Origin of the sequence: Thalassotalea sp. PLHSN55 (assembly GCF_052030545.1) — a bacterium.
Classification (GTDB): Bacteria; Pseudomonadota; Gammaproteobacteria; order Enterobacterales; family Alteromonadaceae; genus CANMXU01.
The window spans coordinates 1-26,668 of record NZ_JBPDIH010000015.1; the positions used below are offsets into that span (position 1 = coordinate 1).

Here is a 26,668-nt window from a genome sequence, read left to right on the forward strand (position 1 = left end):
AATTTACTTGCTTCATCTATGCGTTAACTCATTTTATTTTAAAAGAAAAGATTATGGCTCTAATTTATTGAGCAGGGATCAGTGTTTTTAAGTTGACGTGGGGAGTCATACCAACGCCTCGTTAAGAGGCTAAAATTAGTGACGAAGGAGTAAAAGCCAACTGTTTTTTGTCCTTTTAAACGACTTGTTAAGTTTCGGCTTCTTCAAGCTCATCTTCTTTTCTAGAGTTTACAACTACTTCGTCATTCTGTTTCTGTGAGAAGGGTTGCGAAGGACTGTCACTTAAAAGTTTTATAGACGCTTTGTTCTTTTCTACTTTACCTTCGTCATGCGCTGAAAAGAGTATATTTTCGATCGTTTGCAATGGTTTAGTGTAAACATCTGGGTTTAAGGTTTTTAAATCAGCAGTAAATCCGAAGATTACAAATAATGTAGAGAATATTAATCCCCAATGAGGCTTACTTTTCTTCACCTCTGACTCTATTTCATCTAATTTTTCTAAAAGTAAGGATGTATTTTGGTCTTGTGGTAAGTCACTTATTTGTGACTTTAAAATACCAACTAATGCGGACATCTTAGCTTTATTTATAAGGTCTGGATCATATGATGATTTAAACTCTTCAAAACTTGATGAGCCAAAAGAAACGTCACTTATTTTTGACGCTGAAAATCTAACAACTTGGGCTAATCTAGTTAGTGCTACTTTAGTATCTAAAATGTTCCTAGAAGAAACTAATTCAGCTTGTTGATCGTTAAATTTGATATCTAATTTAGGGGCAAAAATAGAGCCAAAAACTCCAAAAGACTTGCTTCTATTAAAACGATATATGTCTTTAGGTGAAATGCTCGATAAAATAGCGAAAATTTCACATAGATTTTTGTTTGTAAAAATATCTTCTATTTGAGTTTTTATGCTTGGTGAAAGCAAAGTCAACTTTTCATGGAGCCACAAATATAATGATTCAAAGCATAATAAAAACTCTTCAGGCGCATCAATAGAGAAATTATAAGGCATTATCTTATCTGATAAATATTGGTAGTAGTCCGCCAATACGATCATATCGTTTTTTGAATCACCAGTACTTCCATTTCGAATAATGGCATCAATATCATACTTCAATACTTTTAACTTATTTTCATCCATTTTATTTCACTTCCTTAGTGGAGATTGCAACTGATGTACAAAGAAACTTAACAGCTTTTTAACCAGATAAGTTCCGCATTTCTGCCAGAAACATTTCAGACTAAATTATTATAGAATATTTCAACTTTACCTTTTTACTATCACATCATCAATTAGTTATAAATTTGTGATTTTGTAACTATCCGTTGAAAAACGGAATTTTTCCTTTTTTGCGGTGAAAATAAGGACTTTAAATTAAAACCTGATTTTTAAAAATTAAACATTAGAAAAAGTGTTGCATTTTTGTTGATGATTTTCGTCCGGTATGTGCGCAAAGTGACCATTGATAATAGTACGACTGGTTTGAAAGACTATATCGGTGGCTTTGTCGATGTTCAAACTTGCCTAATGAGTCCAAATAAATTTAGCCTTGTTAAAGCGGTTAGCTGTCGGTAAATCAGAAAATTTAGACGTGAAAAATATAGAGATAACAATATAGAAGAAAGCTAATAAGGAATATTTCCAGAGGGAATTAAGCTAATAAAAAAGGCTACTTTTTAGTTAATGGCAAGTTTTACCTTGTTTAACTAAATAAGTAACCTTTAAATTATAAGTAATCTTTAAATTGTTTGCTACTTCAGCACTATTTAATGACTAAAAATAGTGCTGTAGATAACCGCTTAAACGACTTTAACTGGTACTGCTTGGGCAGTGTACTTAGTTGTCATTTCTTCTGTTGGTGGTGCAAAACGCGTTAAGTCGATACCTTCAACTGCCGCAGTATATTCTGCTAACGTTGGGAAACGACCCAATACCGTTGAAAGTACAACTAATGGTGTAGAACCTAGTAACGACTCACCTTTTTTCTCTGCAGTATCAGCAACAACACGGCCTTGGAATAAACGGGTAGAGGTTGCGATTACCGTATCACCTGGTTCCGCTTTTTCTTGGTTACCCATACATAAGTTACAGCCTGGGCGTTCAAGGTATAAAATGTTGTCGTATTTAGTACGTGCTTCACCTTTTGGAGCATCATCGTCAAATACAAAACCTGCGTATTTTTGAAGAATGTCCCAATCGCCTTCAGCTTTTAACTCATCAACAATGTTATATGTTGGTGGCGCAACAACCAGTGGTGCTTTAAATTCGATAGTGCCATTTTGTTTTTCAAGGTTACGTAGCATTTGCGCGATAATTTGCATATCACCTTTGTGTACCATACAAGAACCAACAAAACCTAAATCAACTGGTTTGCCGTTGTAGTATGAAACTGGGCGAATAACGTCATGGGTATAACGCTTAGAAACATCTTCGTTGTTAACGTCAGGGTCAGCAATCATTGGCTCAGCAATCGCGTCTAAGTCAATTTCAACTTCAGCGTAGTACTTAGCGTTGTCATCTGGAGCAAGTGCTGGCTCTTCACCAGACTTGATACCTGCGATACGCTCGTCAGCAAGTTTAATTAAACCAGCTAACATGCCTGCTTCGTTGTCCATACCCTTGTTGATCATGATTTGGATACGGCTCTTAGCAAGCTCAATTGATTGGATAAGCGTTTCATTGTTAGAAATACAGATTGACGCTTTTGCCTTCATTTCTGCAGACCAATCAGTGAAAGTAAACGCTTGGTCAGCTAAAAGCGTACCAATGTGTACTTCGATAATGCGACCTTGGAATACGTTTTCGCCGCCAAATTGCTTAAGCATTTGCGCTTGCGTTGCGTGTACCACATCACGGAAATCCATGTGGCTTGCCATGCTGCCTTTAAAGGTAACTTTTACCGACTCTGGAATTGGCATTGCCGATTCACCTGTAGCAAGAGCAATAGCAACAGTACCTGAGTCAGCACCAAAAGCGACACCTTTAGACATACGGGTATGTGAGTCACCACCGATGATGATGGCACGGTCGTCAATGGTAATGTCGTTTAATACTTTATGAATAACGTCAGTCATTGAGTGGTAAACGCCTTTAGGATCACGTGCGGTGATCACACCAAATGCGTTCATAAATGCCATTAACTTAGGCGTATTCGCTTTTGCTTTGCTATCCCAAACAGAGGCTGTATGACAACCTGATTGGAAAGCACCGTCAACTGAAGTCGAAATAGTAGAAGCAGCCATGGCTTCTAATTCCTGACATGTCATTGGGCCGGTAGTATCTTGAGAACCAACAATGTTCACTTTAACACGAACGTCTGAGCCTGCGTGTAAAGGCGCGTCGGAAGCAACACCTACAGCATTACGGTTGAAGATTTTCTCAACCGCTGTAAGACCTTGACCTTCATGAGAAACTTCTTTTGCAAGAGCATAAACTGCAGGCGCTTCAACACCTAAGGTTTCAGCAGCGAACGTTTGTAACTTCTTACCAAAAGTTACTGCGTAAGAACCGCCTGCTTTCATGAATTCCATTTTTTGTGGCGTGAATGCAGAAGATACGTCAGATAACTCGTTATCGCCGTTGTATAATTTCTTCGCTTTAGTATCAATAGTTAATACTGTACCCGTTGCTACAGAATATGCTTCTTCAAGCACTGGGTCGCCGTTTGCATCAGTAACAACATTACCGTCTGAGTCTACTTTCTTAACCCAGTTTTTAAGGTCAAGACCAATACCACCAGTTACATCAACCGTGGTTAAGAAGATAGGGGCAATACCGTTAGTACCGGCTACTACTGGCGCAATGTTGATAAATGGAACATATGGGCTTGCTTGCTCGCCTGCCCAAAGTGCAACGTTGTTCACACCAGACATACGCGAAGAACCTACACCCATAGTGCCTTTTTCAGCAACTAGCATCACTTTTTTGCCAGGGTGCTGTTCTTGCAGGGCAACGATTTCTTGTTGTGCTTCAGGAGTGATCATACATTGGCCGTGTAATTCACGGTCGGCACGAGAGTGAGACTGGTGACCAGGAGATAATAAGTCTGTAGAGATATCACCAACACCGGCGATATAAGTAACCACTTGAACTTTTTCTTGTACTTCTGGAAGCTTAGTGAAGAACTCGGCTTGTGCGTAGCTTTCTAGAAGATCTTTGGCAACAGCATTGCCTGCTTTGTAAGCAGCTTCTAAACGAGCAGTATCAGCGTCGTATAAGAATACTTGCGTTTTTAATACGTCAGCAGCAGGGGCTGAAACAGCTGCGTCATCACCTAAAGCTAAATCAAGTAATGCTTCAATTGAAGGACCACCTTTCATATGAGAAAGCAATTCAAAAGCAAACTCAGCAGTAATTTCAGCAACAGCTTCTTGGCCTAAAATAATTTCTTTTAAGAACTGGGCTTTAACACCAGCGGCACTTGTTGTACCCGGCAGAGTGTTGTAAATGAAGAATTTTAATGAATCTTCACGGTACTGGTTTCCAGTATCTTTAATTTGGGCAATAATTTCAGATAGTAGGTCAGCACTATCAATTGGCTTTGGTGCCAAACCTAAATCGTTTTTGCGGCTTTCAATTTCCGCTAAATATTCTAAATACAGGCTCATTTGATACTCTCTTTAATTATACTCTGATGATAATTTTGTAACTAAGGGGATAAAATTTGTGACTAGTTTACCTGATTTCTTACCGACTTCGAATCATTTGATCAAATAAGCATTATTCATCTTGTTTATAGTAAATAGACGGCATAGTTATATTGGTTATATTGTTGTTGTTACTATTTGATATTGCTATAAAAAATTATGATTTACATTTCCTCTTAGGAGAAAAGTCTAATATGTTGTTATTTAGTAATTGCTTATCTTAAAACTCAGCTATGCCCAGTTAAGTCCTGTAAAGCCGCACCTATTCAAGTTAGTTGGGTATAAAGTCATAATTTGTTGAAGCTTTATTGCTTATTCATCTGCTTGATATACCAATATTCAAGTTGACCGTTCACATGCATAAAGTACTTCAACCCGAACTTAAAAGGTGAATGTCGTGCTTCAAGAATATCGTAATCATGTGGCAGAACGTGCCGCACAAGGAATCGTGCCAAAGGCGTTAGACGCTAAGCAAACCGCAGCATTAGTTGAATTGTTAAAAGCGCCACCGGAAAATGAAGAGGCGTTTTTAATTGATTTATTAACCAATCGCGTCCCTGCAGGTGTTGATGACGCCGCTTATGTTAAAGCGGGGTTTTTAGCCGCTGTGGCTAAAGGGGAAACAAGCTCGCCGATAATCAGCCCTGCCAAGGCTACTGAGCTCTTAGGTACTATGTTAGGTGGTTACAATATTGAGCCACTAATTGATTTGCTAGACGATGCCGAACTCGCTGAACAAGCAGCCGAAGGCCTGGCAAATACCTTGTTAATGTTTGACGCCTTTTATGATGTAAAAGATAAAGCCGAAGCAGGTAACGCAGCAGCAAAACAGGTGATGCAATCTTGGGCAGACGCTAGCTGGTTTACCAGCAAAGAAAAAGTAGCGAGTAAAATTACCGTGAAAGTGTTTAAAGTTAGCGGTGAAACCAATACCGATGACTTATCGCCAGCGCCTGATGCTTGGTCGCGCCCTGATATTCCGCTGCATGCCAAAGCGATGCTCAAAATTTCACGAGACGGAATTACTCCAGATGACGACGGCACGATTGGACCCATTAAACAAATTGAAGCATTGCAACAAGATGGTATTCCTCTGGCGTATGTTGGCGATGTGGTGGGTACGGGTTCGTCACGCAAGTCTGCGACTAATTCCGTATTGTGGTTTATGGGGGAAGATATTCCTTATATTCCCAACAAACGCAGTGGCGGCGTTTGTTTAGGCGGAAAAATAGCGCCGATTTTTTACAATACCATGGAAGACTCTGGCGCACTGCCAATTGAGCTTGACGTACAAAAAATGCAAATGGGCGACATTATCGATATTTACCCGTATGAAGGCGTAGTAAAAAACGCTGTGGGTGAAGTGATTGCCGAATTTGAATTAAGCCCAGTATTACTTGATGAAGTGCGCGCAGGCGGTCGCATTCCACTTATTATCGGCCGTGGTTTAACAAATCGTGCTCGTGAGGCGTTAGGATTACCGGCGACTGATTTATTTGCCACGCCAATTGCTCCTGTTTGCTCAGATAAAGGTTTTACCCTTGCCCAAAAAATGGTCGGTCGTGCTTGCGGTGTTGAAGGTGTGCGTGCAGGTCAATATTGCGAGCCGAAAATGACCACCGTTGGCTCGCAAGATACCACAGGACCAATGACCCGTGATGAGTTAAAAGATTTAGCCTGTTTAGGTTTTTCAGCCGATTTAACAATGCAGTCGTTTTGTCATACATCGGCGTATCCAAAACCGGTTGATGTTACAACTCACCATACTTTGCCTGATTTTATGATGAATCGCGGCGGCGTATCACTTCGCCCAGGCGATGGCGTGATCCATTCATGGTTAAACCGCATGTTATTGCCAGATACGGTCGGTACTGGTGGCGACTCGCATACCCGTTTCCCATTGGGTATTTCTTTTCCTGCTGGGTCTGGGTTAGTTGCCTTTGCTGCCGCAACCGGCGTGATGCCACTTGATATGCCAGAATCAGTATTAGTGCGCTTTAAAGGGGAAATGCAACGGGGTATTACTTTGCGTGATTTAGTGCATGCCATTCCTTACACCGCGATCAAACAAGGTTTATTAACGGTAGAAAAAGCAGGCAAGATCAACGAGTTTTCCGGTCGTGTTTTAGAAATTGAAGGTTTGAAAGGCTTAACCGTTGAGCAAGCGTTTGAACTTTCTGACGCCTCTGCCGAGCGTTCGGCGGCGGGCTGTACCATTAAACTGGAGCAAGAGGCGGTGGCTGAATATTTAACTTCAAATATTGTCATGCTGAAATGGATGATCAGTGAAGGTTATGGTGATGTGCGCACCATTGAGCGCCGCATAGTTGCTATGCAAGCATGGCTAGATAATCCGTCATTGATGGAAGCTGACAGTGACGCGGAATATGCTCATGTCATTGAAATTGATTTAAATGACATTACCGAACCTGTGGTGTGCTGCCCGAACGACCCTGATGATGCCAAATTATTATCAGAGGTAGCTGGTGTTGAAGTTGACGAAGTATTTATTGGCTCGTGCATGACCAATATCGGCCATTTTCGCGCCGCCGGTAAACTTATCAATAACTTTCTTAATGATAACAGCAGCGCACTGCCAACGAGAATGTGGGTAACACCGCCGACGAAAATGGACAGCGCACAACTGAGTGATGAAGGTTATTTTAATATTTATGGCAGAGCAGGTGCGCGTGTTGAAACGCCAGGCTGTTCACTGTGCATGGGTAACCAAGCGCGAGTAGCTGATAAATCAACGGTGCTGTCTACTTCCACGCGAAACTTTCCTAATCGCTTAGGTACAGGCGCCAATGTTTATTTAACCTCGGCAGAGCTTGCCGGTGTTGGCGCAATTTTAGGTAAATTACCCAGCCCTGCTGAGTATATGGCATATGCGTCACAAATTGATGCCACCGCCGCCGATACTTACCGTTATTTAAATTTTGATAAGATGGAGCAGTACGTTCAAAAAGCGGATAAAGTGATTATGCAAGCTCCTGCTTAGTGCTAACTAACCCGCTGATATAAGAACAAATGAAAAACGCGTTAACAGATAGTATCTGTGACGCGTTTTTTTTGCACAATTTTTGTTACATATCCGGTCTAATGAAAAAAGGTAACTTGCTTATAAGGGTTGCTTAAAAACTGTATTTTGCTAAATTCCTTGTTTATTAGTGTACATGGTACTAATACACTTGGCGCTTAGCTTCATTTAAAAGGATTGTTTGATGTATTCTCGCTTTTCACACAAATTTTTCATCGTTTTATTAACCTTATCTGCGGGTAACCTTGCTGCGCAGACTCTACCAACAAACGATATTCCACAAACACAAATTGTGGGTGGTGAACTTGCTGCGCCAGATGCTTGGCCTTGGATGTCTGCATTAGTTTATACCTCAAGCCAAGTGAATGTTTCACTACAAGTTGCTAATACAACGTACGACAGTGACAGCTTTAATTACAGCGCCAGTGGCACGGCAACCGGTGCTTTAGTCGATTGTGGATTGGGCGGAACAGTTTGTGCTGATGCGAGCAATAAAATTTGTTTGATTGAACGTGGCGATTTTAACTTTTCAGATAAGGTGCTTAATTGCCAATCAGGTGGCGGCTTAGCGGCAGTTATTTACAATAATGTTGCTGGCGACATTTCCGGTACCTTAGGTGAAGGTTTTACTGGTACCATTCCTGCGGTTGCCATTAGCCAAGCCAATGGCGAAGTGCTAAAGGGCCTCGTTGGCGAAACTGCGACGGTATCGGTATCTGAGGCAATCAATGCTCAACAAGACTCAAGTTGTGGCGCTTCATTTCTTGGTGGTAAATGGTTAGTTACTGCGGCGCACTGTGTTGACAGTGCTATTGCTGAATTTGCCAAGGTTAATATTGGTGAATATGATTTATCAGATGGCGCAGAAAATGCGGTCGATATTGCCACTATCTATATTCATCCAGATTACGATGCAGCCAGTTTAGACAATGATATTGCTTTACTTGAGCTATTTGCGCCGGTGACCAATACACCAATTACCTTAGCCACTACTAATATCACCGACTCATATGCTCAGCAAAACCTGTTTGCAACCGCATTAGGCTGGGGTGGTCGTTTAGGTTATGAGCCTGATCAAGGACCAACAGGAAATTTTCCTGATAAATTACATCAAGTTGAATTGCAACTTTTGACCAATCTACAATGTAAAACAACACTTAGAGATAGCTTTAATGCTACTGCTGATCCAGGCATTGTTTATTCTTTAGAAAGTTTTGGCATACAAGATCATAATATTTGTGCAAATTTTGATGGCGGTGGCAAAGGCACCTGTCAAGGCGACAGCGGCGGTCCATTAATTATTAATACCAATGAAGGCTGGCAACTGGCAGGCATTGTTAGTTCAGGTTTTGGCTGTGCCGCCGACGGTTTTCCAGGGGTCTATACGCGAGTCGCTGAATATCGTCAGTGGATCGAAGAAATTACTAATGGCATCGCAATAGATACCAAAGTTGAATTCGGTTATTTTCCAGTAGGTAGTCAAGCGACTGTTGAGGCGACAGTCACCAACAATAGTTTAATGAGTGCGACACTTTCCTACGCCATTAGCGGTAACAGTGCCTTTACCCTTGCAGGCAATCAATGTTTAACCCTAAGTGCAGGTCAAAGCTGTGAGTTAACGATTAATTATCAGCCTACTGCCGCCGGTTTAGACAGTGCTAACTTAGTGATCAGTTCGCAAGACTCGAGTTTATCGTTAAGCCAAGCTAGCATTACCGGACATGCCTTGTCGCAAAATTCTGCCTTGGCCAATCAATTGGCGAGTACAGAAACGTATTTGTCTTGGTATAGCGGCGGTGATGCGTCTTGGGTGAGCACCGAGAGTGATGTAAGTATTGAAAGTGGCATGATTGAATACAGCGAAGAATCTGCTGTGATGTTAGCAACCACGCGTGGTGGCACCTTATCTTTTCAGTGGTCAGTCTTTTCCGAAGAAATTGAAGATAGAGCCGATGACAGCTATGGCACTTTGTCTTTGTTAGCCAATGGTCAAGTGCTTGCTACAATTTCAGGTAATGTAGATTTTACTGACTACGAGCTGGAATTACCGGCTGGGCAGCACATTATTACTTGGCTGTTTGCCAAAGATGCTCGTGGCACTGAACCAGAAGATAAAGCACTGCTTAAGAGTGTCAGTTTTGAAGCGCTTGCTGATGATACCAGCGGTAATAACGGTGGCGGTTCAAATAACAGTAATAATAGTAATAGCGCCAGTAGTGACAGCGGCGGCGGGACTTTGCATTATTCATTGTTACTGTTATTGATGATCAGTCTTGGTCGAGCTTGTTTCAGTAAAAGCGCCCAGAAAAACGTTAATTAAAGGCGAACGTTATTAAAGGTGCCAGTAAAACTATTTACCGAGTTTTGCTTGCACCTTTTTCATATGCTCGCGAAAGCTTTTATCAAACGCGGACTCGCCACAAGCAAATGCTGACGTTGCACTTATGCCTTCCATACCAACATTCGATAAGTCTTGTTCGATAAAACATACACCGTTATCACCTTTGGTGATTGAAATATTATCTGCCAGTTGCGTGGTATTGAGGGTCTTTTTTTCTTCTTCACTTAGTTTAGCAGTTGAATGCGGCACAGATGGCAGTGCTGGGTGCATGTTAGAAAAAGAACGTTGTTGATTACGCTCTTGAAAATATTGCTCTCCAATTTGTCTATTTAGCGAAGAGCGTAGTTTTTCAAGTTGCTGTTTGGGCGACATCTTAACTGCGTTGTTAGTGATGTTAGCAGTTTCAGCGGATGTTGAGCTTTGTTTAGCAGTTTCTTCAACAGGAACCGTTTTAATCGCTGCTGGCTCAACAGTAATAGGCCCGTCGCTTTTAGACTTGCTGCTTTTCGGCGCTTCGTTTTTGGATTGCGTGCTTTGTGGCTCAGCTTTGTCAGGTGTTAGCTCCTGTTCAATAACATCATCCATGTTATTTTTTTTCATCGGCTCAGGTAATACGGCGGGTTTAACATACAAATAGCTTTTAATCGCCTGTTGTTGCTTTGGCTTAAAAGCGGGAAACGTCTGACTATAAATTACTGCTAATAATAAAATATGACAGATAACCGCGATAAAAATTGCCCAGTAATATCCTTTTAACACACGCGCCATTTGATCTAATTTTGAATGAAGTTATAGACTTTGTTTTGGCTAAATAGTTCAGCCAATTGTTAATTGCTTGTTACAAAAGTGCGTTAGATAAAAAACACTTTTCTATGCGAGTGTTTGCTACACTTAGCGAAGGGCAAGGCGGCAAGGCCAGCTAGGTTTCAGTAACGAATGTCATTTCAAACCTTAAGTTTATAAATCCTTGCAAATACAAGGTCAGCAAATAACGTATACAAAACAGATAAATAACAATAATAGACCATTAAAATTAGCGCAATTGAGATAAAAAGAGGTAGTGGGCTATGGAATATGATTTTTTGCATGACGCAATAACAGGCAATGCCAAAGCAATATTTTCGACAGAGCACGAAGTGATGGGACCTTGGTTAGAGGTTGAAGTGGGCATGGATGCGAGCAAACTTACCCAGTTACTTACGGCAATTGATGAGATTGAAAAAGGATTTAAAAATGAAATACTGATCTCAGGCAGCGAATACTCCGTAATACTAGACCAAGACGATGTCTCCATTGAGACCAATAGCAGCATGAATGGCGCTGATGCATTACCGATTGAATTACAAGATGAACATGTTGATTTTGATAGCAATAATTCCAGCCAATGCGGCCTTGAAGATTTTCGCGAAGTGTTAATGGCTTGGGCAAAATTTATTAAAAGTTAACGGTATTAATTTTTATTACTGAACGCATACTAGGTGCGCAAGTGATTCAACGTGAAAATTAGACACTTCGTTTGTTTTCATAATGTTATTCGTCTTAATATTCTTTACTATACTTGGTTAAAAATGGATTGCCTTTAGCTAAGGCAGGCTGATTTAGCGTATTGTTTTTACAATAATTATATTACGTTGACATCGGCTACAACTAAACCAATCAACATGTCTATCATCATTGAGAAAGTGTATGAACTCTGCTGTTAAAAAAAATCGCCGTATGGTGCCTTTGCGCTATGTATTAACACCGATATTAATTCTAATCGTTGCAATCTTCATTTTAGTTGTCTTAAAAATGCTATCGCCAAAGCCGGCAAAAAAAGCGGTTGAAATTAAACCACCGTTGGTCGAAGTTACTCACCTTACCAGAGAAAATATTACCTTTGAAGTGACTAGCCAAGGCAGTGTTTTACCACGCACAGAAACTAATATTATTTCAGAAGTCGCTGGTCAAATTACCCAAGTATCGCCCAAGTTTAATGTGGGTGGATATTTTAAAAAAGGTGAGTTGATACTGGCAATTGACGATATCACCTATCAAGTTGCCTTAGTGCAAGCACAGTCGCGTTTAGGTACGGTAAAAGCTGAGCTTTTAGAAGAAGAAGCGCGTGCGAAACAAGCACGAGAAGAGTGGTTGCTATCAGGTAAGCCGCTTGAACATGCGCCACTTTTAGCCGTAAGAATACCGCAAAAGCAAAAAGCAGAAGCTGAATTACTGGCTGCCCAAGCTGACCTAAAAGCCGCTGAGATAAAATTAGAACGTACTAAAATTGTTGCCCCTTATGATGCGATGATAAAAAGTAAACATGCCGATATTGGTCAGTATGTCACCACGGGCACTCAGTTAGCGACGACCTTTGCCGTAGACTACGCTGAAGTACGTTTGCCGATCAAACAAAAAGATGTCGAATTTTTAAATTTACCGGGCATTAACGAAGTGAGCCAAGCCTTGTCTCAAGTGAATATTTATTACCAACTTTCAGGAAAAACTCATGCTTGGCAATCAAAGTTAACGCGCTATGAAGGCGTAGTCGATGCTACTAGTCGAGTTCATTATGTGATTGCGCAAATCGACGATCCTTATGCGGTAGCAAATAATGCCGAACATGAAGCTTTACACGTGGGGACGTTTGTAAAGGCAAAAATAAGCGGTAAAGATCTTGATGATTTAATTGTGATACCGCGCTTAGCAGTGCATGGCGCAAATGACTTGTATTTTATTGATAAGAATAATCAGCTAAAAATACTGCCTGTTAATATTTTACGTAGTGATACCAAATCTGTGTACACCTTAGATAAATTCCCTGCCAATTACCGCTTAATTACAACCAAACTTGAAGCGCCAATTGAAGGCATGAAACTACGCGTACAAGGTGAAGAGCCTATCGCTAAACCTGAGCCTGCTGTTAGTGATGAAGGGGCAGCTTAATGAGTTTGGCAAATGAAAATAACCAAGAGCAGTTAACAGGAATTATTGCTTGGTTTACCCGCAATAGTGTTGCTGCCAACTTGTTGATGGTAATTATTTTACTTGGTGGTTTTATTTCTTATCAGGGTATTAATAAAAAAATGTTCCCTGAATTTAACCCCAATAGCATTCAAGTTGTGGTGCCACATTTAGGTGCGTCGCCTGAAGAAGTCGAGCAGTCGGTAATTTTAAATATTGAGGACTCGCTCGAAGATATTCAGGGGATTAAGCGCATTACTTCAACGGCAAACGAAGGCATGGGCATGGTCAACATTGAGTTGCAATCGGGCTATTCGCTTGAAGAAAAACTGAATGAAGTGCAAATGCAGGTGGACTCGATCACCACATTTCCGGAGCAAACGGAAAAGCCCATTATCACCAAACTAGAGTTTACCAGTCAGGTGATGTGGCTATCGGTTAGTGGACCAATGGATCGTCGTGCGCGTCAAGAAATGACCCAAGATATTCGTGATGAAGTGATGGCGTTGCCAAGCGTTAATAATGCGCAAATTGTTGGTAATCGCGATTATGAAATCTCGATTGAAGTGTCTGAAGAAAAACTGCAAAAATACAATTTAACCTTTGATGCGATAACGCAAGCGGTACGTCGTTCATCAATCGATTTACCCGGCGGTACGATTCGCTCTAAAGGTGGCGATATTTTAGTGCGCACTCAAGGGCAAGCCTATACTGGCAAAGAGTATGGCAAAATTGTTTTGCGCACTGCCGCAGACGGTACTCGTTTGGTCTTGTCTGATGTTGCCAATGTTGTTGACGGCTTTGTTGAAGAGCAAGACTTTGCACTTTTTAATGGTCAGCCAACATCAAGCATAATGGTGCAGTCTACTGGTGAGCAAAACGACTTAGAAATTGCAGCTAAAGTCAGAGAATATGTCGCCAAAAAAAGTGAAAGTTTACCCGAAGGGGTAAAGCTTGATGTCTGGGGCGATGCATCTTATTACCTGTCAGCGCGTTTGGATATGATGCTCACTAACATGCTGATGGGCGCAATACTGGTCTTTTTGGTATTAACCTTTTTCCTTCGAATCAAAATTGCTTTTTGGGTCATGCTGGGTATTCCAATTAGTTTTTTAGGGGCATTTTTGGTGATGCCGATGCTCGGCGAATGGTCGGTATCGGTTAATATGCTGAGTCTTTTTGCTTTTATCATGGTACTTGGCATTGTCGTTGACGATGCCATTGTTATTGGCGAAAGTGCCTATGCAGAAATTCAACAATATGGTCATTCAACCGATAATATTATTCGCGGTACAATGCGAGTGGCGATGCCAGCAACCTTTGGTGTATTAACCACCATTGCCGCTTTTGCGCCTATGGTTTTTATCGACGCGACCTTTGCAGCATTTTTCCGCTCTATTTCCTTAGTGGTTGGCGCTTGTTTAGTGTTTTCATTAATTGAGTCAAAATGGATATTGCCGGCGCATTTAGCTCACATGAAGTATGTGCCATTAACGCAAGATAATTCCAATATGTTAGAGCGTTTTCAAATGCGTTTTAAAGATAGGTTAGATCGCTTCATCCACCACACCTATAAGCCTTTATTGGAAAAAGCACTGATTGCCCGCTACAACACTATGGCGTGTTTTGTTGCGGCGTTTATCTTAGCGTTAGGGTTAATTATTGGTGGCTCGGTTAAGCTCGAAGTTTTCCCCAATATACCCAGTGATTTTATTCAAGGTAAAGTGGTAATGGTTGATGGCTCTGCGCCAGAAGCGAGAAACAAAGCGATTGAGCAAATCGCCAAAGCGGGTCGAAAAGTTGCTGAAGAAAATACCCATTTAGGCAAAAGTTTTGTGAAGCACTCTATGGTATTTACTGGTGGTAATTTAGAAGCGACTTTTTTACTTGAGCTAGTGAAACAAGAAGAGCGAGAGCTTGACGCTTACCAAATTGAAAAACTGTGGCGCGACGAAATTGGTGAAATTCCGGGTACACGTGACTTGCGCTTTTTCGCCGGTACTAATGCCGGTGGCGGCGCCGCGATAGAGTTTCAATTAACTGGGCAAAATGATGCCGAGCTTGAAAAAGCCGCTGATAGCATTACCGACAGTTTATCTGCCTACGACGGTGTTTATGATATTCGACACTCATTTAGTCGAGGTAGCCAAGAAATAAAACTTGGCATTAAGCAAGAAGCGGAAGTGCTAGGTTTAACCTTGTCTGATCTGGCAAAACAAGTTCGACAAGCTTTCTATGGTGATGAAGCTCAGCGTATTCAACGTGGTCGAGACGAAGTTAAAGTGATGGTGCGCTACCCGCAGGAAAGCCGTATTTCGATTGCTGATCTTGAAGATATGTGGATCCGCACGCCAACGGGCGATCAAGTGCCGTTTTATCAAGTAGCTAATATTGAAATTGGCCAAGGTTTTTCGTCGATTACGCGCATTAATAAAAAACGCTCGATCACGATTTCAGCCGATATTGACAGCGAAAAAGTTGAATCACGTAAAGTGGTGAGTGAAATGAATGAAACCACCATTCCTGAAATTTTATCTAACTACCCAAGTGTGAGTTATGGCGTTGAAGGGGCAAGTAAAGACCAAGCCGACTTTATCGCTCAATTAATGGTGGCAAGTATTGTTGCACTGTTTTTAATATACGCGCTGATCGCGATCCCAACCAAATCGTATGCGCAGCCGTTGGTGATCATGTCGGTCATTCCATTTGGCATTATTGGCGCGATTGTTGGTCATTGGCTGTTAGGTAAAACCATTAATATGATGTCGCTATTTGGTTTTATTGCCTTAACAGGCGTGGTGGTGAATGACTCGCTGATATTGGTCGACTTTATTAACAAAGCCAAAAACTCAGGCAAGAAGATGATAGATGTGGTGATGCAAGCAGGAACGCTGCGTTTTAGAGCGATATTGCTGACGTCGCTAACCACCTTTTTTGGTATTTTACCGCTTTATTTTGAGCAAAGCTTACAAGCACAGTTTATTATTCCAATGGCAATATCATTAGGTTTTGGCATTATTTTCGCCACAGTGATCACCTTGTTTTTAATTCCTGCGCTGTATTTGATCAAAGAAGATCTGCAAAATGTTTTTAAGCGCAATCGAGGGGCGGACGTTAATCAACAGCAGATAGGTTAAGTCGATACTGCTTTTTTGCATAACCACACGAGCGATATGACGATGTCGTGAGTGTGGTTTTTTATTAGGGAATCTAATTTAGTGAAAATTCATGAAAGCTTAGCCCTAAAGCTTCAAGGATAGGATGCTAGTTTAACTGTTCGCTTAAATCTTCAATAAAGTCTTGCACGTCTTCTTCATCAATATTGAGTACCGTTAACACAGAGTCTTGTACATAGGCCCAGTCGGCACTGTCGCGAAAATGTTTATGAAGATGGGTAATATTTTCGGCGAGCTTTAATATCGCGTAATCGGTTTGCGATTGGCTGCCATTTAACTTTTCTAAATAGTGACGATCGTGGTGAGATAAGATCAGCTCACAAATCTCTTTTGGTAAACGCCATGACGATGCAACGTAATAACCAATGGTTGCATGGTTTACTTGATAAACACTTTCTTCGATTTCGGGCAAAGGTTCGCTTGGCGTATTGACGGCGTGATCAAGGGTTTCTTGATAGTCTTCGTAGCGCATTGCCATAACCGGAATACCACAGTCGTGAAATAACCCTAAGGTGAAGAGTTTTTCTGCCGACTTTTTTTGCCCTAAGCTTTTACCAATAAATACTGCGGTATTGGCAATGTTGGTGGCATTTTGCCAAAACTCTTCCAAGGCAATACTGCAATTATTTTGGGTAAAACTTTTTCGAATTAAACTGCTGGTAACTAAGGTAGTAATGCCTTGCAAACCAATATAACGTACCGACTTTTGAATATCGGCAATGGTACGGGCTAAGCCATATAGCGGCGAGTTAATCGTTTTTAAAATAGTGGCACTTACCGCAACATCTTGAGAAATGGTATGAGCGATAAGGTTCATATCTGGTTCAGGCTCAGCCATTAGCTGTTGAAGCTTCATCAATAAATCAGGTTGCGCAGGAATAGAAAAACCTTTGCCAATATCTTTTACCACAGTGTCATTGATGTGCAACATAACGTGTTTACAGCGTCTTTTTTTAATGAATAAGCCTTAAAGCTTACTAAATTTTTAAAGAAAAAACGAGCCACCAAAGCCGGCTAATTGCCGATATTTATTTAAATTTTTTGTTGGTATCTCGCATGTAAAATGCGCACTCTTTCAACGTAAGCTTGCGTTTCTGGATAAGGCGGAACGCCTTGGTACTTTTTAATTGTGCTTTCTCCGGCGTTATAGGCAGCCGAGGCGAGGGTGATATTGCCGCGATATTTTTGCAGTAATCGTGCTAAATGTTGACTGCCTGCTTGAATATTTTGCTGAGCATTAAAAGGGTTAGTAATGCCAAGAGACTTGGCGGTTTTTGGCATTAATTGCATCAGCCCTTGTGCGCCTTGTTTAGAAATGGCAAAGCGATCAAAATGAGACTCGGCGTGGATCACCGCCTGGATCAACGCAGGATCAATATTATATTGGTTAGCTGTTTTAATAATTTCTGTTTGGTATTGCTGTAAATAAAGCTTGGTTTTTTGCCAATTCACTTGCGAGTTGAGCTGGCAGGCGTAGCAGCCAATGCGTATTTGCTGATAATCGTGGTCGATAGGCGCAATATCAGAAAACGAAGTCACACCTTGCTTCGACTTATATTTATATACCTGAACCGCTTGTTCTTGCGCTATTAGGTGTAGCGGCAACAATAGCGCGACGGCTAATAATAACTGCTTGGTTAACGCCATGATAACTTGATTGTCATTTTATTAAGGCCTGTGGATATTTTTAACATAGAGATAGCGCAGGCAAAAGTCTAGCGCTAATGCACTGTTTTAGGCCCACTCGAACTTTCACGTGCCATCTTTTAGCCACAATTGATCGCCACAATGCCATAATTTAAACCGTTAAAAATAATAATGTTTGCGCAAACTTTAGTCCTTTAATGAACAACTTTGGTTAATAAAGGCGCTTACCTATGGCAACCCAATCTAGTCGTTATTTCTCTTTATTTTTTGTTGCAAGTTTGTGTTTTTTTGCGATGCAAGCAAGGTGCAGTACCAGTGCTGAACCTTATGAAAAAAACAGCAATATTGCAGCGGAAAACCTATTGCCTCACTTTGAACATATCCCTTTTGATGACATTAAATCAGGCAGTTTGTTTTATCAAAACGAAGCTGGTTATCAGGCGCAACTAGCTCAAAATACTGAATTTAACATTAGCGTTAACGGCTTGGTGACACGTGTTGATGTTACTCAACATTTTTTGAATAGTTCGCCCGACTGGCTCGAGGCGGTTTATGTTTTTCCATTACCTGAAAATTCAGCCGTTGACAAAATGACCATGCTCATTGGCGAGCGTAAGGTAGTCGGTAAAATTAAAGAAAAAAAACAAGCGCAAAAAATATATCAACAAGCCAAAACTCAAGGGAAGAAGGCGAGCATTGTCAGCCAGCAACGACCCAATATGTTTACTACAAAAGTGGCCAATATTGCTCCCGGTGAAAAAATGAGTATTCACATTAGTTATTTACAGCAAGTACATTTTCAAGACGGGCAGTTTTCATTGCGTTTACCGCTGACGATTACGCCGCGCTTTTTAGCAAAACAAATTCCAATGGCGTTGCCAACAGCTCAAAAACTGCCAGAGCAGCAGACAATTGAAATACCCGATATCAGCATTGACGATAGTGCTAACTTAGGGTGGGCGGTAATTGATGCTGCCGAAATTAGTCCACCACAAAAATATTACCCTTTTATCCATCAACTCGGTCAACAGCTCGATCACCAGTTAGCTCAGGAACAAAGGCAAGGCAGCGCGCAGCAAACGGCAACAATTTCAGCGTCAATTGACTTAGGTTTGCCCATAGAGTCGTTAGCAAGCTTGTATCACCCCATTGTGCAATCACAGCATAAACAAACATTAACACTTGGCTTAAAGCAAGAACGCATTGGGCTTGACCAAGATTTTGTTTTAACCTGGCAAGTAAAAGCCAACCAGCAACCACAGGCAGCATTTTTTAAAACAGCGCAGACCGACGCAGATTATGGCTTGTTAATGCTAGTGCCGCCAAAAGGTGAGTTTTTAAAAGCGCTGGCAAAAGAAGTGGTAGTTATTGTTGATACCTCAGGCTCTATGTCTGGTGTTTCAATTAAGCAGGCGAAAAAAGCGCTCGCCTATGCGTTAAGTAAGCTTAGCCAGCAAGACCGATTTAATATTATAGAATTTAACGACAGCAGCCAGCGCATGTTTGTAAAAAGCCAGCTAGCAAGTAAAGAAAACATTCGTTTTGCGCAGCAATGGTTGAGCATGTTAAGCGCGGGCGGCGGCACCAATATGTATCCTGCGATTGAATCGGCGCTCACTACAACAGAGCAAGCTTCATATTATCGACAAGTGATTTTTATTACCGATGGCGCGGTAGGTGATGAAGCAAGTTTGTTTTCTCTGATCGAAAACAAACTTGGCAGTACCCGTTTACATACGGTTGGTATTGGTTCAGCACCCAATAGCTATTTTATGTCGCAATCGGCAGCATTAGGGCGAGGCAGTTATCGTTATATTGGCGATGTTAACGAGGTTCAGCAGCAAATTAACCGTTTGTTTGATGATATTAGTCAGCCGGTGTTAACTGATGTCAGTATTAAGTTTCAAGCAAACAGTACCAAGGGAAACATTGCCAAGGGAAACGCTGTTAGCGATACAGCTAGCGCTATTGAATATTATCCAGACCACATTCCAGACTTATACGCCAGCCAACCACTGATGGTAAGCGCTAAAATGCCAAAAAACATTGGTGAGTATTTGTTAGTTCAAGGAAAATTAAATCAGCAGCGGTGGCAACAAAAAGTGCGAATTAGCCAAGCCAAACAACAAAACGGTATCGCGTCGTTATGGGCAAGGGCAAAAATATCCGCGTTAAGTCATGCATTACGTCGTGAAAAAATGCAGGCACGGGGAAGTGACAATAATCAAACCACAGTAGATGGCATTATCGCGCACATCACTGAATTAGCGTTAGCGCACCAGCTTGTTAGTGCGTATACCAGCTTTGTTGCTGTTGAAGAAAAAGTCAGTCGGGAAAGCAAGCAAACACTCCATAAACAAAAACAAAAGCAAAAAATTGCCAATGCGATGCCCAAAGGTTCACAGCAAATTATGGTGGCTAATACCGCATTAGGGTTGGAAAGCTATATTAGTTTAGGGTTAATTCTTCTGGTGTGTGCCTTGTTTATTCATGTCTGTAGTTACTGGTTTTCGTTTGGCAAAGTCAACGTTGAAAGTGAACAATAATGCGATTCACTGCTCGGCTTAACTACCTTGTATTAAGCCTAATAATATTAGCCTTGATAAGCTTAAGCTACCCTGTGTATATGTTAATAAAAGCTGAAGTCGGTCAGCACTTACTTACGTTGGCGTGGCAGCAAACGCTTAAGCAAAATATAGCTGAAGATATTAGCGGGCTTTTACGCATAAAACAGGTTAAGCCTTGGCCTTGGGCGGATTTTCACCCGGTTGGTCAGTTAACATTTGCCTTTGCAAACGAACAAGTTGAGCGAAAGCCAACGATAGTGCTAAACAGCGACTCAGGACAAGCGCTTGCTTTTGGTCCTGGCTTACATGGTTTAAGCTTAGCTAGTGACAACTTAACAATAATTTCAGGTCATAACGACAGTGTCTTTTCACCATTAGCAACGCTAAGTTATGCCGATACCATTAGTTATCAAACAATTAACGGCAAGCGTCAAACTTATCACATACAAAGTCTTGAAGTTGTCGACCTTGCTAAACAGCCATTGATGCTTACCGATTTTGACACAGCAACCAAACCTAGCTTGTTATTAATTACCTGCTTCCCATTTCAAGGGCGTAGCAGACAAGACAGCTCACTGCGTTATCTTGTTTATGCGCAGGCGTTGTAGCAGCACCTGCAATGTCGATATGTTTTGTTACAGAAAACATTAAAGCCCAGTTGCTGTACAGGGCTGTTAGACTAACCATTTGCTAAACTTTCTTGTTTCAATCGTGGCATATGTCGATAACATACGTTAGGTTAACAATATGTTAACTACGTAACTCGGCTTATAGGCGATACTATGCTGATTGACTCTCTCAAAAAACTTCATCCTATGTTTACTATCCGATTTACTGTCGTAAGTATTTTTATCTTTGCGACTTTTCTAACTGGGTTAGTGGCAACAGGTTTGCAATATCATTTTAGTAAAAAAGCGGCCTCTGAAAGTGCAGAGCGTATGTTTGAAATGACCAGTCAGAGCACGAATAGCTTTCTTGTTAACCTAGATCAAAAAGCAACCAATATGGTTAGACTTTTATCGCAATTTAGTCGGTTGGCGGATCAAGACAGCATGGACAGAGATACCGTTGAACTTTTTTCTGAAGCAATGAAAGCCAACAAAATGCTGTATGCCATTTATGTAGGTTTTGCCAATGGTGATTTTTACGAATTAGTTAACCTAGAATCAAGCCCAATTATTCGATCACAAATTAAGGCGCAACAAGAAGATCGCTGGGTATTAGTGACGGTGACAGGGGAGGGGCAAAATCGCGTACGTGCTTTTACTTACTTTAATGCTGCTGGCGAGCAAACCTCAAAACGAGATGAACCTAGTAACTATGATGTACGCACTAGACCTTGGTATATCAATGCGCCACTAAACAGTGTTCATAAATCTAACCCTTATTTATTTCAGCATTTACAAGCTCCGGGGCAAACTTATTCAACCATCATTCCTTCTACCAAAGCGGTTATTGCTGTAGATATTGCGCTATCGTCGTTATCTGAATTTTTAAAAAATAAAAGCAGTGCGCAATCCGGTTCAAAAGGCCACGAAATGTTTTTGTTTCAAAACTCAGGTGAAATTGTGGCTAGCAATCAAGAGGAGCAGCTTGAAAAAACGATTTTTAAACCGCTGATGCTGACACTCAATGCCGAGCAAAAAGCGGTTATTGAAAATGCTGCTGTCTTGAAGGTGTCAAATGAACTCGATTGGGCGCCAATCGACTTTACTCAGTCAGGAAAACCAAAAGGCTATAGCATTGATATTATCAATTATATTGCCAAAGAAACGGGGTTGAAAATTGAGTTTGTTAATGGTTTTTCGTGGTCTGAATTTGTCGATAAATTCAAAAAACAAGATATTGATTTACTGCAGCCAATTTTCCTTAATGAAGAAAACCGCCAGTTTGGTTTGGCCTCAAATTCATTTTTAGAACTGCCGTTTTCAGTGGTGACACAAGAAAACCATGCAACAATTGAACACTTAAATGATATGAATGGCAAGCATTTAGCCATACCGGAAGGTTGGTCGGTTATTCAAGCATTAAAAGATAATTTTCCACAAATAAATATTGTTGAAGTTGAGTCAACGTATGCGGTATTACAGGCTGTCGCCAACGGTGATGTTGACGCGGGCTTAGACAATGACGCGATCTTACGTTTTACCCAGCAACGCTTTTATATCGACAATATTCAATACCATGAACAAATTGACTTTAGCCCTGCAAAAATAAGTACATCGTTGCACTTTATGTTGGCGGATGACCAAGCCGAACTTGTTGATATTATTAATCTCGCGATTGCGAATATACCAGAACACTACCGTGAGTATTTAAATCGAAAATGGCTAAAAGGTAGCGAGGCAAACCATGGTGTAGTACCGTACCCAGCGCTTATTGAACTAGCAAAAAATAGCGATAACCATGGCAAGTTATTAACCGTAAATATTAATAAGGTAGAGCGCTTTATTTATTTAATGCCGGTTGATGAACAACAAAAAGAGTTTTTCGCGATTGTGGTGCCAACGGACGACGTTTTGGCAGAAAGTGTTGAAAAAGTTCAGTTATCTATTTTGATCACGATCGGTTGTTTGTTACTCATTTTGCCAGTCACTTGGTTATTTGCTGCGCCGATTGTTAGCCCGATTAAAGAGCTTGAAAAAGAAAACCAAAAAATTAAGTTTCGTCAATATCAAGATGTACGTTTGGTTAACAGCAATATTCAAGAAATAAGCGAGTTGGCCAATTCGTTAGTGGATATGTCGTCTTCCATTGCTGAGCATGAACGAAAAAATAAAGAGCTGATGGAAGCGTTTATTAAGCTGATCGCACAAGCAATTGATGATAAATCACCGTACACGGGCGGACACTGTAATCGCGTACCTGAACTTGGCATTATGCTCGCAAACGCGGCGTCAGCGTCGAATACACCGCCGTTTAATGACTTTAGTTTTGCCAATGAAGACGAGCAACGCGAGTTTAGAATTGCAGCTTGGCTGCACGATTGCGGTAAAATTATCACCCCTGAGCACGTGGTTGATAAAGGCTCTAAATTAGAAACAATTTATAATCGGATTCATGAAGTACGCATGCGTTTTGAAGTATTGTGGCGTGATGCGCAAATCGACTATTACCAACAGTGCCTAGAAGCACCTGATAAAAATGAAGCGTTAACTATAGCGTTACAAGCTAAATTCCAGCAATTACAACAAGACTTTGCCTTTGTCGCACAAAGTAATGTTGGCGGTGAATTTATGGATGAGAGTGCGTTAGACCGCCTACAACAGCTAGCTAAAATAAAATGGCAACGCCACTTTGATAATACGCTTGGCTTGTCACCCGTAGAAGAATTACGTTTAGAGAAGATGAAAAAGCAAGGCCAATGTGCTGAACAGCCAAACGGCGGTTCAGTAACGGAATATTTACTGTCAGATCGCCCTGAACACATAATTGAGCGGACCCGCAATCCTGAATTTTCACCAGAGCAAGGCATCAAAATGCCAATGCCTGAATTTGAATACAATTTAGGTGAGCTATATAACTTATCAATAAAAGCGGGCACATTAACGGCAGAAGATCGTTATAAAATTAACGAACACATGCTCAGTACAATTAAAATGTTAGACACCTTGCCGTTTCCACCTGAACTGGCAAACGTACCTAAATACTCATCAACTCACCATGAAACCCTGATAGGGACAGGTTATCCTCGCCAATTAACGGCTGAAGATTTATCCATACCTGAACGTGTATTAGTGATTTCAGATATTTTTGAAGCACTTACTGCCGCTGACCGCCCTTATAAAAAAGCAAAATCGTTAAGCCAATCTGTTGATATTTTGCATAGTTTTGCCTTAAAGCAGCATATTGATTTTGACCTGTTTGAACTGTTTTTAACCAGTGGCACTTATTTAACGTATGCCAAGCAGTACCTGCATGAAGATCAAATTGACCACGTCGATATTGCTAAATACCTGCGCACCGACAAAGTCGCCAGCTGATAGCTCGCTGTTTACCGCTTTCAGCTTGTAACTTACTGCTTGCGACTTACCGCTTATCGCTTGTGACTTTTAACTTGTCGCTGATAACTTATCATTTGTGATTTTTTTGAGTCAATTTTATTCACCTATTGATGATTATCCTTTAAGCTAGGCAAGCATGAATAATGAGCAAAATAAGGATTTTTATGGCAAAAAGTTTACCCGCGTTACATTTGTTTAGTATTTTTGAAGCGGCTGCGCGCCATGAAAGTTTTCGCTTAGCGGCAGAAGAGTTATTTATCACGCCGTCAGCCGTTTCACATCAAATAAAATCGCTGGAAGCCTTTTTAGGTTTTGAGCTATTTCTGCGCAAAAGTCGAGGAGTTAGTTTAAATGCCGCCGGTAAAAGCTATTTAGCCTATGTGCAAAAAGCGTTAGAGTTACTTGAGCAAGGCACTAAAAATGTTAGCGGAAAATACTCTACGCCAAGCTTAAAAATATCAACCTTTCCAACTATGTCGAGCAATGTCATTATTCCGCAGCTTAGCCACTTTCAACAAGCCCATCCTGAAATTGAAATTCGCCTAGAAACCGGCATGAACGTCGCCGATTTACGCTATGACGACTGCGACTTAGCGATAAGAGTCGGTAAGGGCGACTGGCCGGGAGTGGAAGTAAAAAAGTTAATGGACTTGCACATTGAAGCGGTATGCTCGGCGGAATTTGCTAACAAATATCAGCTAAAATCGCCTGAGCAAATTGCCGAGGTGCCGTTAATAGATTTAGACGGCATGGACAATATTTGGCAGCAATGGTCGCAAGCAGTACAAATACCGCAACAAGACTATCAACATCCGCTGGTTTTTAGTCATTACGACTCGTGTTTACAAGCCGCTGAACAAGGTTTAGGGTTGGCTTTAGCGATCATGCCAATTGAACAACTTTTGCTTGACCGGCATTTGCTAGTTGCGCCGTTTAAACTTAATACTCTTTACAATCAGGCGTTATATGCCGTCTATAGAAAAGAAGATGCCGACCGGCATGACATTCAGTGTTTTCTTAATTGGTTGGTGAAATCCCCCAATTTGAAAACGACAACAAATGATGAATGAGATTCACCTATAGCGTGAATATTATCCCGTTGAGAGCTTTAGCTTAAGTGACTACTATGACGTTATCCATTTAAAACGTGTGTAACACGTTTTTAAGATTCTTTTATTAAGTAGGTGACTGACATGGAAAGTACTCTTTGGCTGAAAATTTATCGCGTATTGGCAATTGCAATAGTGGCATTGCCGATTATCTTAAACTGGCTGCTAGAAGGCAGCTTGCTCAGTTCGTTGCTTTACGTACCTATAGTTAGCTTAGCTTTTGGCGGCTTGGCAATTTGGTTAGATCGTCAGTTACTTAAGTTTGCTGCAACTCTAACGCGACGCCGAGCTAAACCTGTTGCATCGGCGCCGAAGCTATCTCGTTTACTGAACCAAAACAGTAAATCAAACTGTTGCTTCTATTAAGCTTCATCGTCACTAAGCATGTTTGGCTGGTAGGGATCTGCTTGAAATATTTCACTGATCTCTTTGCCAAATACCGCGGCGATAGTAAAGGCTAACTGCAAAGACGGATCGTGCTTTTCCCGCTCTATCGCATTCACCGCTTGGCGAGAAACACCAAGGCGTTTTCCTAAGGCTTCTTGTGACCAATTCTTTTCTGCGCGTAACACTTTAATATTATTTTTCACGATTATCAGCCCATATCAACAACTGCAAAATCAGCCCGTGACAGCCAAAAACCACCGGCAAAATATAGGCAAAGCTTATTTGTGGCAGGTCAAGCTTAAACACTAACATGCCATAAGCAAAACTGACAAAACACACTAACCCTATCACCCATAAAAACGCTTCGCTGGTTAGCCTGCTCATATATTCGTCTAATGCTTGAAAGTGGGCTCGGTAAATAAAAAACGCCCATACCAATGGCGCTATCGGTAATAACGCAAAAAATACCACCATGCTAGTTGGCAAAGCAAACAGCTCAATGGCAAAGGTTTGCACAGCAATCAGGAATAAAAATACCAGCATGGCGATCATAAACCGTACGGTGAAACGTTTCTCTGAGTGTGTCATTTTTTGCATGCCATCTCCTTTTTTGTATGTAATGTCTATTTTACTAAAAGTAATGTATACCTTACTTGTTAATGTGTCAAGTATACCTGACTTTTGGCGAGAGATAGCCAGTATTGCTTGGATTAAAGCGTGTAAGCTTTATTGGCTTATTCCTCGTTTTTCACTTTTTGGAGGCGTTTTTAATAGGGCGCGTTAGCAGATCTTGCGTTAGTGCTA

17 protein-coding genes are annotated in these 26,668 nt (G+C 41.1%); 10 read left to right on the plus strand and 7 right to left on the minus strand.

All coding sequences use genetic code 11. The annotated features are described in order from the left end of the window. Window positions 1-187: 187 nt before the first annotated feature. The gene (locus ACRRSQ_RS19670) at window positions 188-1,144 is read right to left on the minus strand and encodes a hypothetical protein (RefSeq protein WP_440877484.1); all 957 of its coding nucleotides are present in this window, start codon (window positions 1,142-1,144) and stop codon (window positions 188-190) included. A gap of 659 nt (window positions 1,145-1,803) precedes the next feature. Further along, window positions 1,804-4,611, minus strand: coding sequence for a bifunctional aconitate hydratase 2/2-methylisocitrate dehydratase (locus ACRRSQ_RS19675; protein ID WP_440877485.1), 2,808 nt, complete (start codon window positions 4,609-4,611; stop codon window positions 1,804-1,806). Window positions 4,612-5,047: 436 nt separating this feature from the next. Between ACRRSQ_RS19675 and acnB the strand changes: the two genes are divergently transcribed. Both acnB and ACRRSQ_RS19685 read left to right on the plus strand, forming a co-directional pair. Next, window positions 5,048-7,651 (plus strand): bifunctional aconitate hydratase 2/2-methylisocitrate dehydratase, encoded by a 2,604-nt coding sequence (gene acnB / locus ACRRSQ_RS19680; RefSeq protein WP_440877486.1) that lies wholly within the window; start codon window positions 5,048-5,050, stop codon window positions 7,649-7,651. Between the two features lie 223 nt (window positions 7,652-7,874). Beyond that, window positions 7,875-10,010: a trypsin-like serine protease gene (locus ACRRSQ_RS19685; RefSeq protein ID WP_440877487.1), complete on the plus strand. Its 2,136-nt coding sequence runs from the start codon at window positions 7,875-7,877 to the stop codon at window positions 10,008-10,010. A 30-nt stretch (window positions 10,011-10,040) separates the two neighbouring features. On the opposite strand, the gene ACRRSQ_RS19690 is transcribed toward ACRRSQ_RS19685, so the two are convergent. Continuing rightward, window positions 10,041-10,799, minus strand: coding sequence for a hypothetical protein (locus tag ACRRSQ_RS19690; RefSeq protein ID WP_440877488.1), 759 nt, complete (start codon window positions 10,797-10,799; stop codon window positions 10,041-10,043). A gap of 299 nt (window positions 10,800-11,098) precedes the next feature. Between ACRRSQ_RS19690 and ACRRSQ_RS19695 the strand changes: the two genes are divergently transcribed. From ACRRSQ_RS19695 to ACRRSQ_RS19705, 3 genes are all read left to right on the plus strand, one after another. Then, on the plus strand, window positions 11,099-11,476 hold the full coding sequence (locus ACRRSQ_RS19695) for a YacL family protein (protein WP_440877489.1): 378 nt from the start codon (window positions 11,099-11,101) through the stop codon (window positions 11,474-11,476). 241 nt (window positions 11,477-11,717) lie between these two features. Beyond that, entirely contained in the window at window positions 11,718-12,956 is a 1,239-nt protein-coding gene (locus ACRRSQ_RS19700) for an efflux RND transporter periplasmic adaptor subunit (RefSeq protein WP_440877490.1), read from the plus strand. Continuing rightward, entirely contained in the window at window positions 12,956-16,111 is a 3,156-nt protein-coding gene (locus ACRRSQ_RS19705) for an efflux RND transporter permease subunit (RefSeq protein WP_440877491.1), read from the plus strand. The genes ACRRSQ_RS19700 and ACRRSQ_RS19705 overlap by 1 nt, the downstream gene beginning before the upstream one ends. Before the next feature lie 127 nt (window positions 16,112-16,238). Here the strand turns inward: ACRRSQ_RS19705 and ACRRSQ_RS19710 are convergent, their stop codons facing one another. Next, window positions 16,239-17,081, minus strand: coding sequence for an HDOD domain-containing protein (locus ACRRSQ_RS19710; protein ID WP_440877492.1), 843 nt, complete (start codon window positions 17,079-17,081; stop codon window positions 16,239-16,241). Window positions 17,082-17,182: 101 nt separating this feature from the next. Then, window positions 17,183-17,797 carry a lytic transglycosylase domain-containing protein gene (locus ACRRSQ_RS19715; RefSeq protein WP_440877493.1) on the minus strand — a complete coding sequence of 205 codons (615 nt, stop codon included), beginning with the start codon at window positions 17,795-17,797 and terminating at the stop codon, window positions 17,183-17,185. A gap of 230 nt (window positions 17,798-18,027) precedes the next feature. Between ACRRSQ_RS19715 and ACRRSQ_RS19720 the strand changes: the two genes are divergently transcribed. From ACRRSQ_RS19720 to ACRRSQ_RS19740, 5 genes are all read left to right on the plus strand, one after another. Then, on the plus strand, window positions 18,028-20,343 hold the full coding sequence (locus tag ACRRSQ_RS19720) for a marine proteobacterial sortase target protein (RefSeq protein ID WP_440877494.1): 2,316 nt from the start codon (window positions 18,028-18,030) through the stop codon (window positions 20,341-20,343). Between the two features lie 80 nt (window positions 20,344-20,423). After that, on the plus strand, window positions 20,424-20,972 hold the full coding sequence (locus tag ACRRSQ_RS19725; RefSeq protein ID WP_440877495.1) for a sortase domain-containing protein: 549 nt from the start codon (window positions 20,424-20,426) through the stop codon (window positions 20,970-20,972). Window positions 20,973-21,146: 174 nt separating this feature from the next. After that, the gene (locus ACRRSQ_RS19730) at window positions 21,147-24,347 is read left to right on the plus strand and encodes an HD domain-containing phosphohydrolase (RefSeq protein ID WP_440877496.1); all 3,201 of its coding nucleotides are present in this window, start codon (window positions 21,147-21,149) and stop codon (window positions 24,345-24,347) included. Between the two features lie 185 nt (window positions 24,348-24,532). After that, complete coding sequence (locus tag ACRRSQ_RS19735; protein WP_440877497.1) at window positions 24,533-25,438, plus strand: LysR substrate-binding domain-containing protein; 906 nt, start codon at window positions 24,533-24,535, stop codon at window positions 25,436-25,438. A 123-nt stretch (window positions 25,439-25,561) separates the two neighbouring features. Then, on the plus strand, window positions 25,562-25,843 hold the full coding sequence (locus tag ACRRSQ_RS19740; RefSeq protein ID WP_440877498.1) for a hypothetical protein: 282 nt from the start codon (window positions 25,562-25,564) through the stop codon (window positions 25,841-25,843). Here the strand turns inward: ACRRSQ_RS19740 and ACRRSQ_RS19745 are convergent. Together ACRRSQ_RS19745 and ACRRSQ_RS19750 are read right to left on the minus strand one after the other, a co-directional pair. Continuing rightward, window positions 25,840-26,067, minus strand: a complete 228-nt coding sequence (locus ACRRSQ_RS19745) for a helix-turn-helix transcriptional regulator (protein WP_440877499.1) — start codon at window positions 26,065-26,067, stop codon at window positions 25,840-25,842. The genes ACRRSQ_RS19740 and ACRRSQ_RS19745 overlap by 4 nt on opposite strands. Further along, complete coding sequence (locus ACRRSQ_RS19750; RefSeq protein ID WP_440877500.1) at window positions 26,057-26,461, minus strand: hypothetical protein; 405 nt, start codon at window positions 26,459-26,461, stop codon at window positions 26,057-26,059. The genes ACRRSQ_RS19745 and ACRRSQ_RS19750 overlap by 11 nt, the downstream gene beginning before the upstream one ends. Window positions 26,462-26,668: the final 207 nt, after the last annotated feature.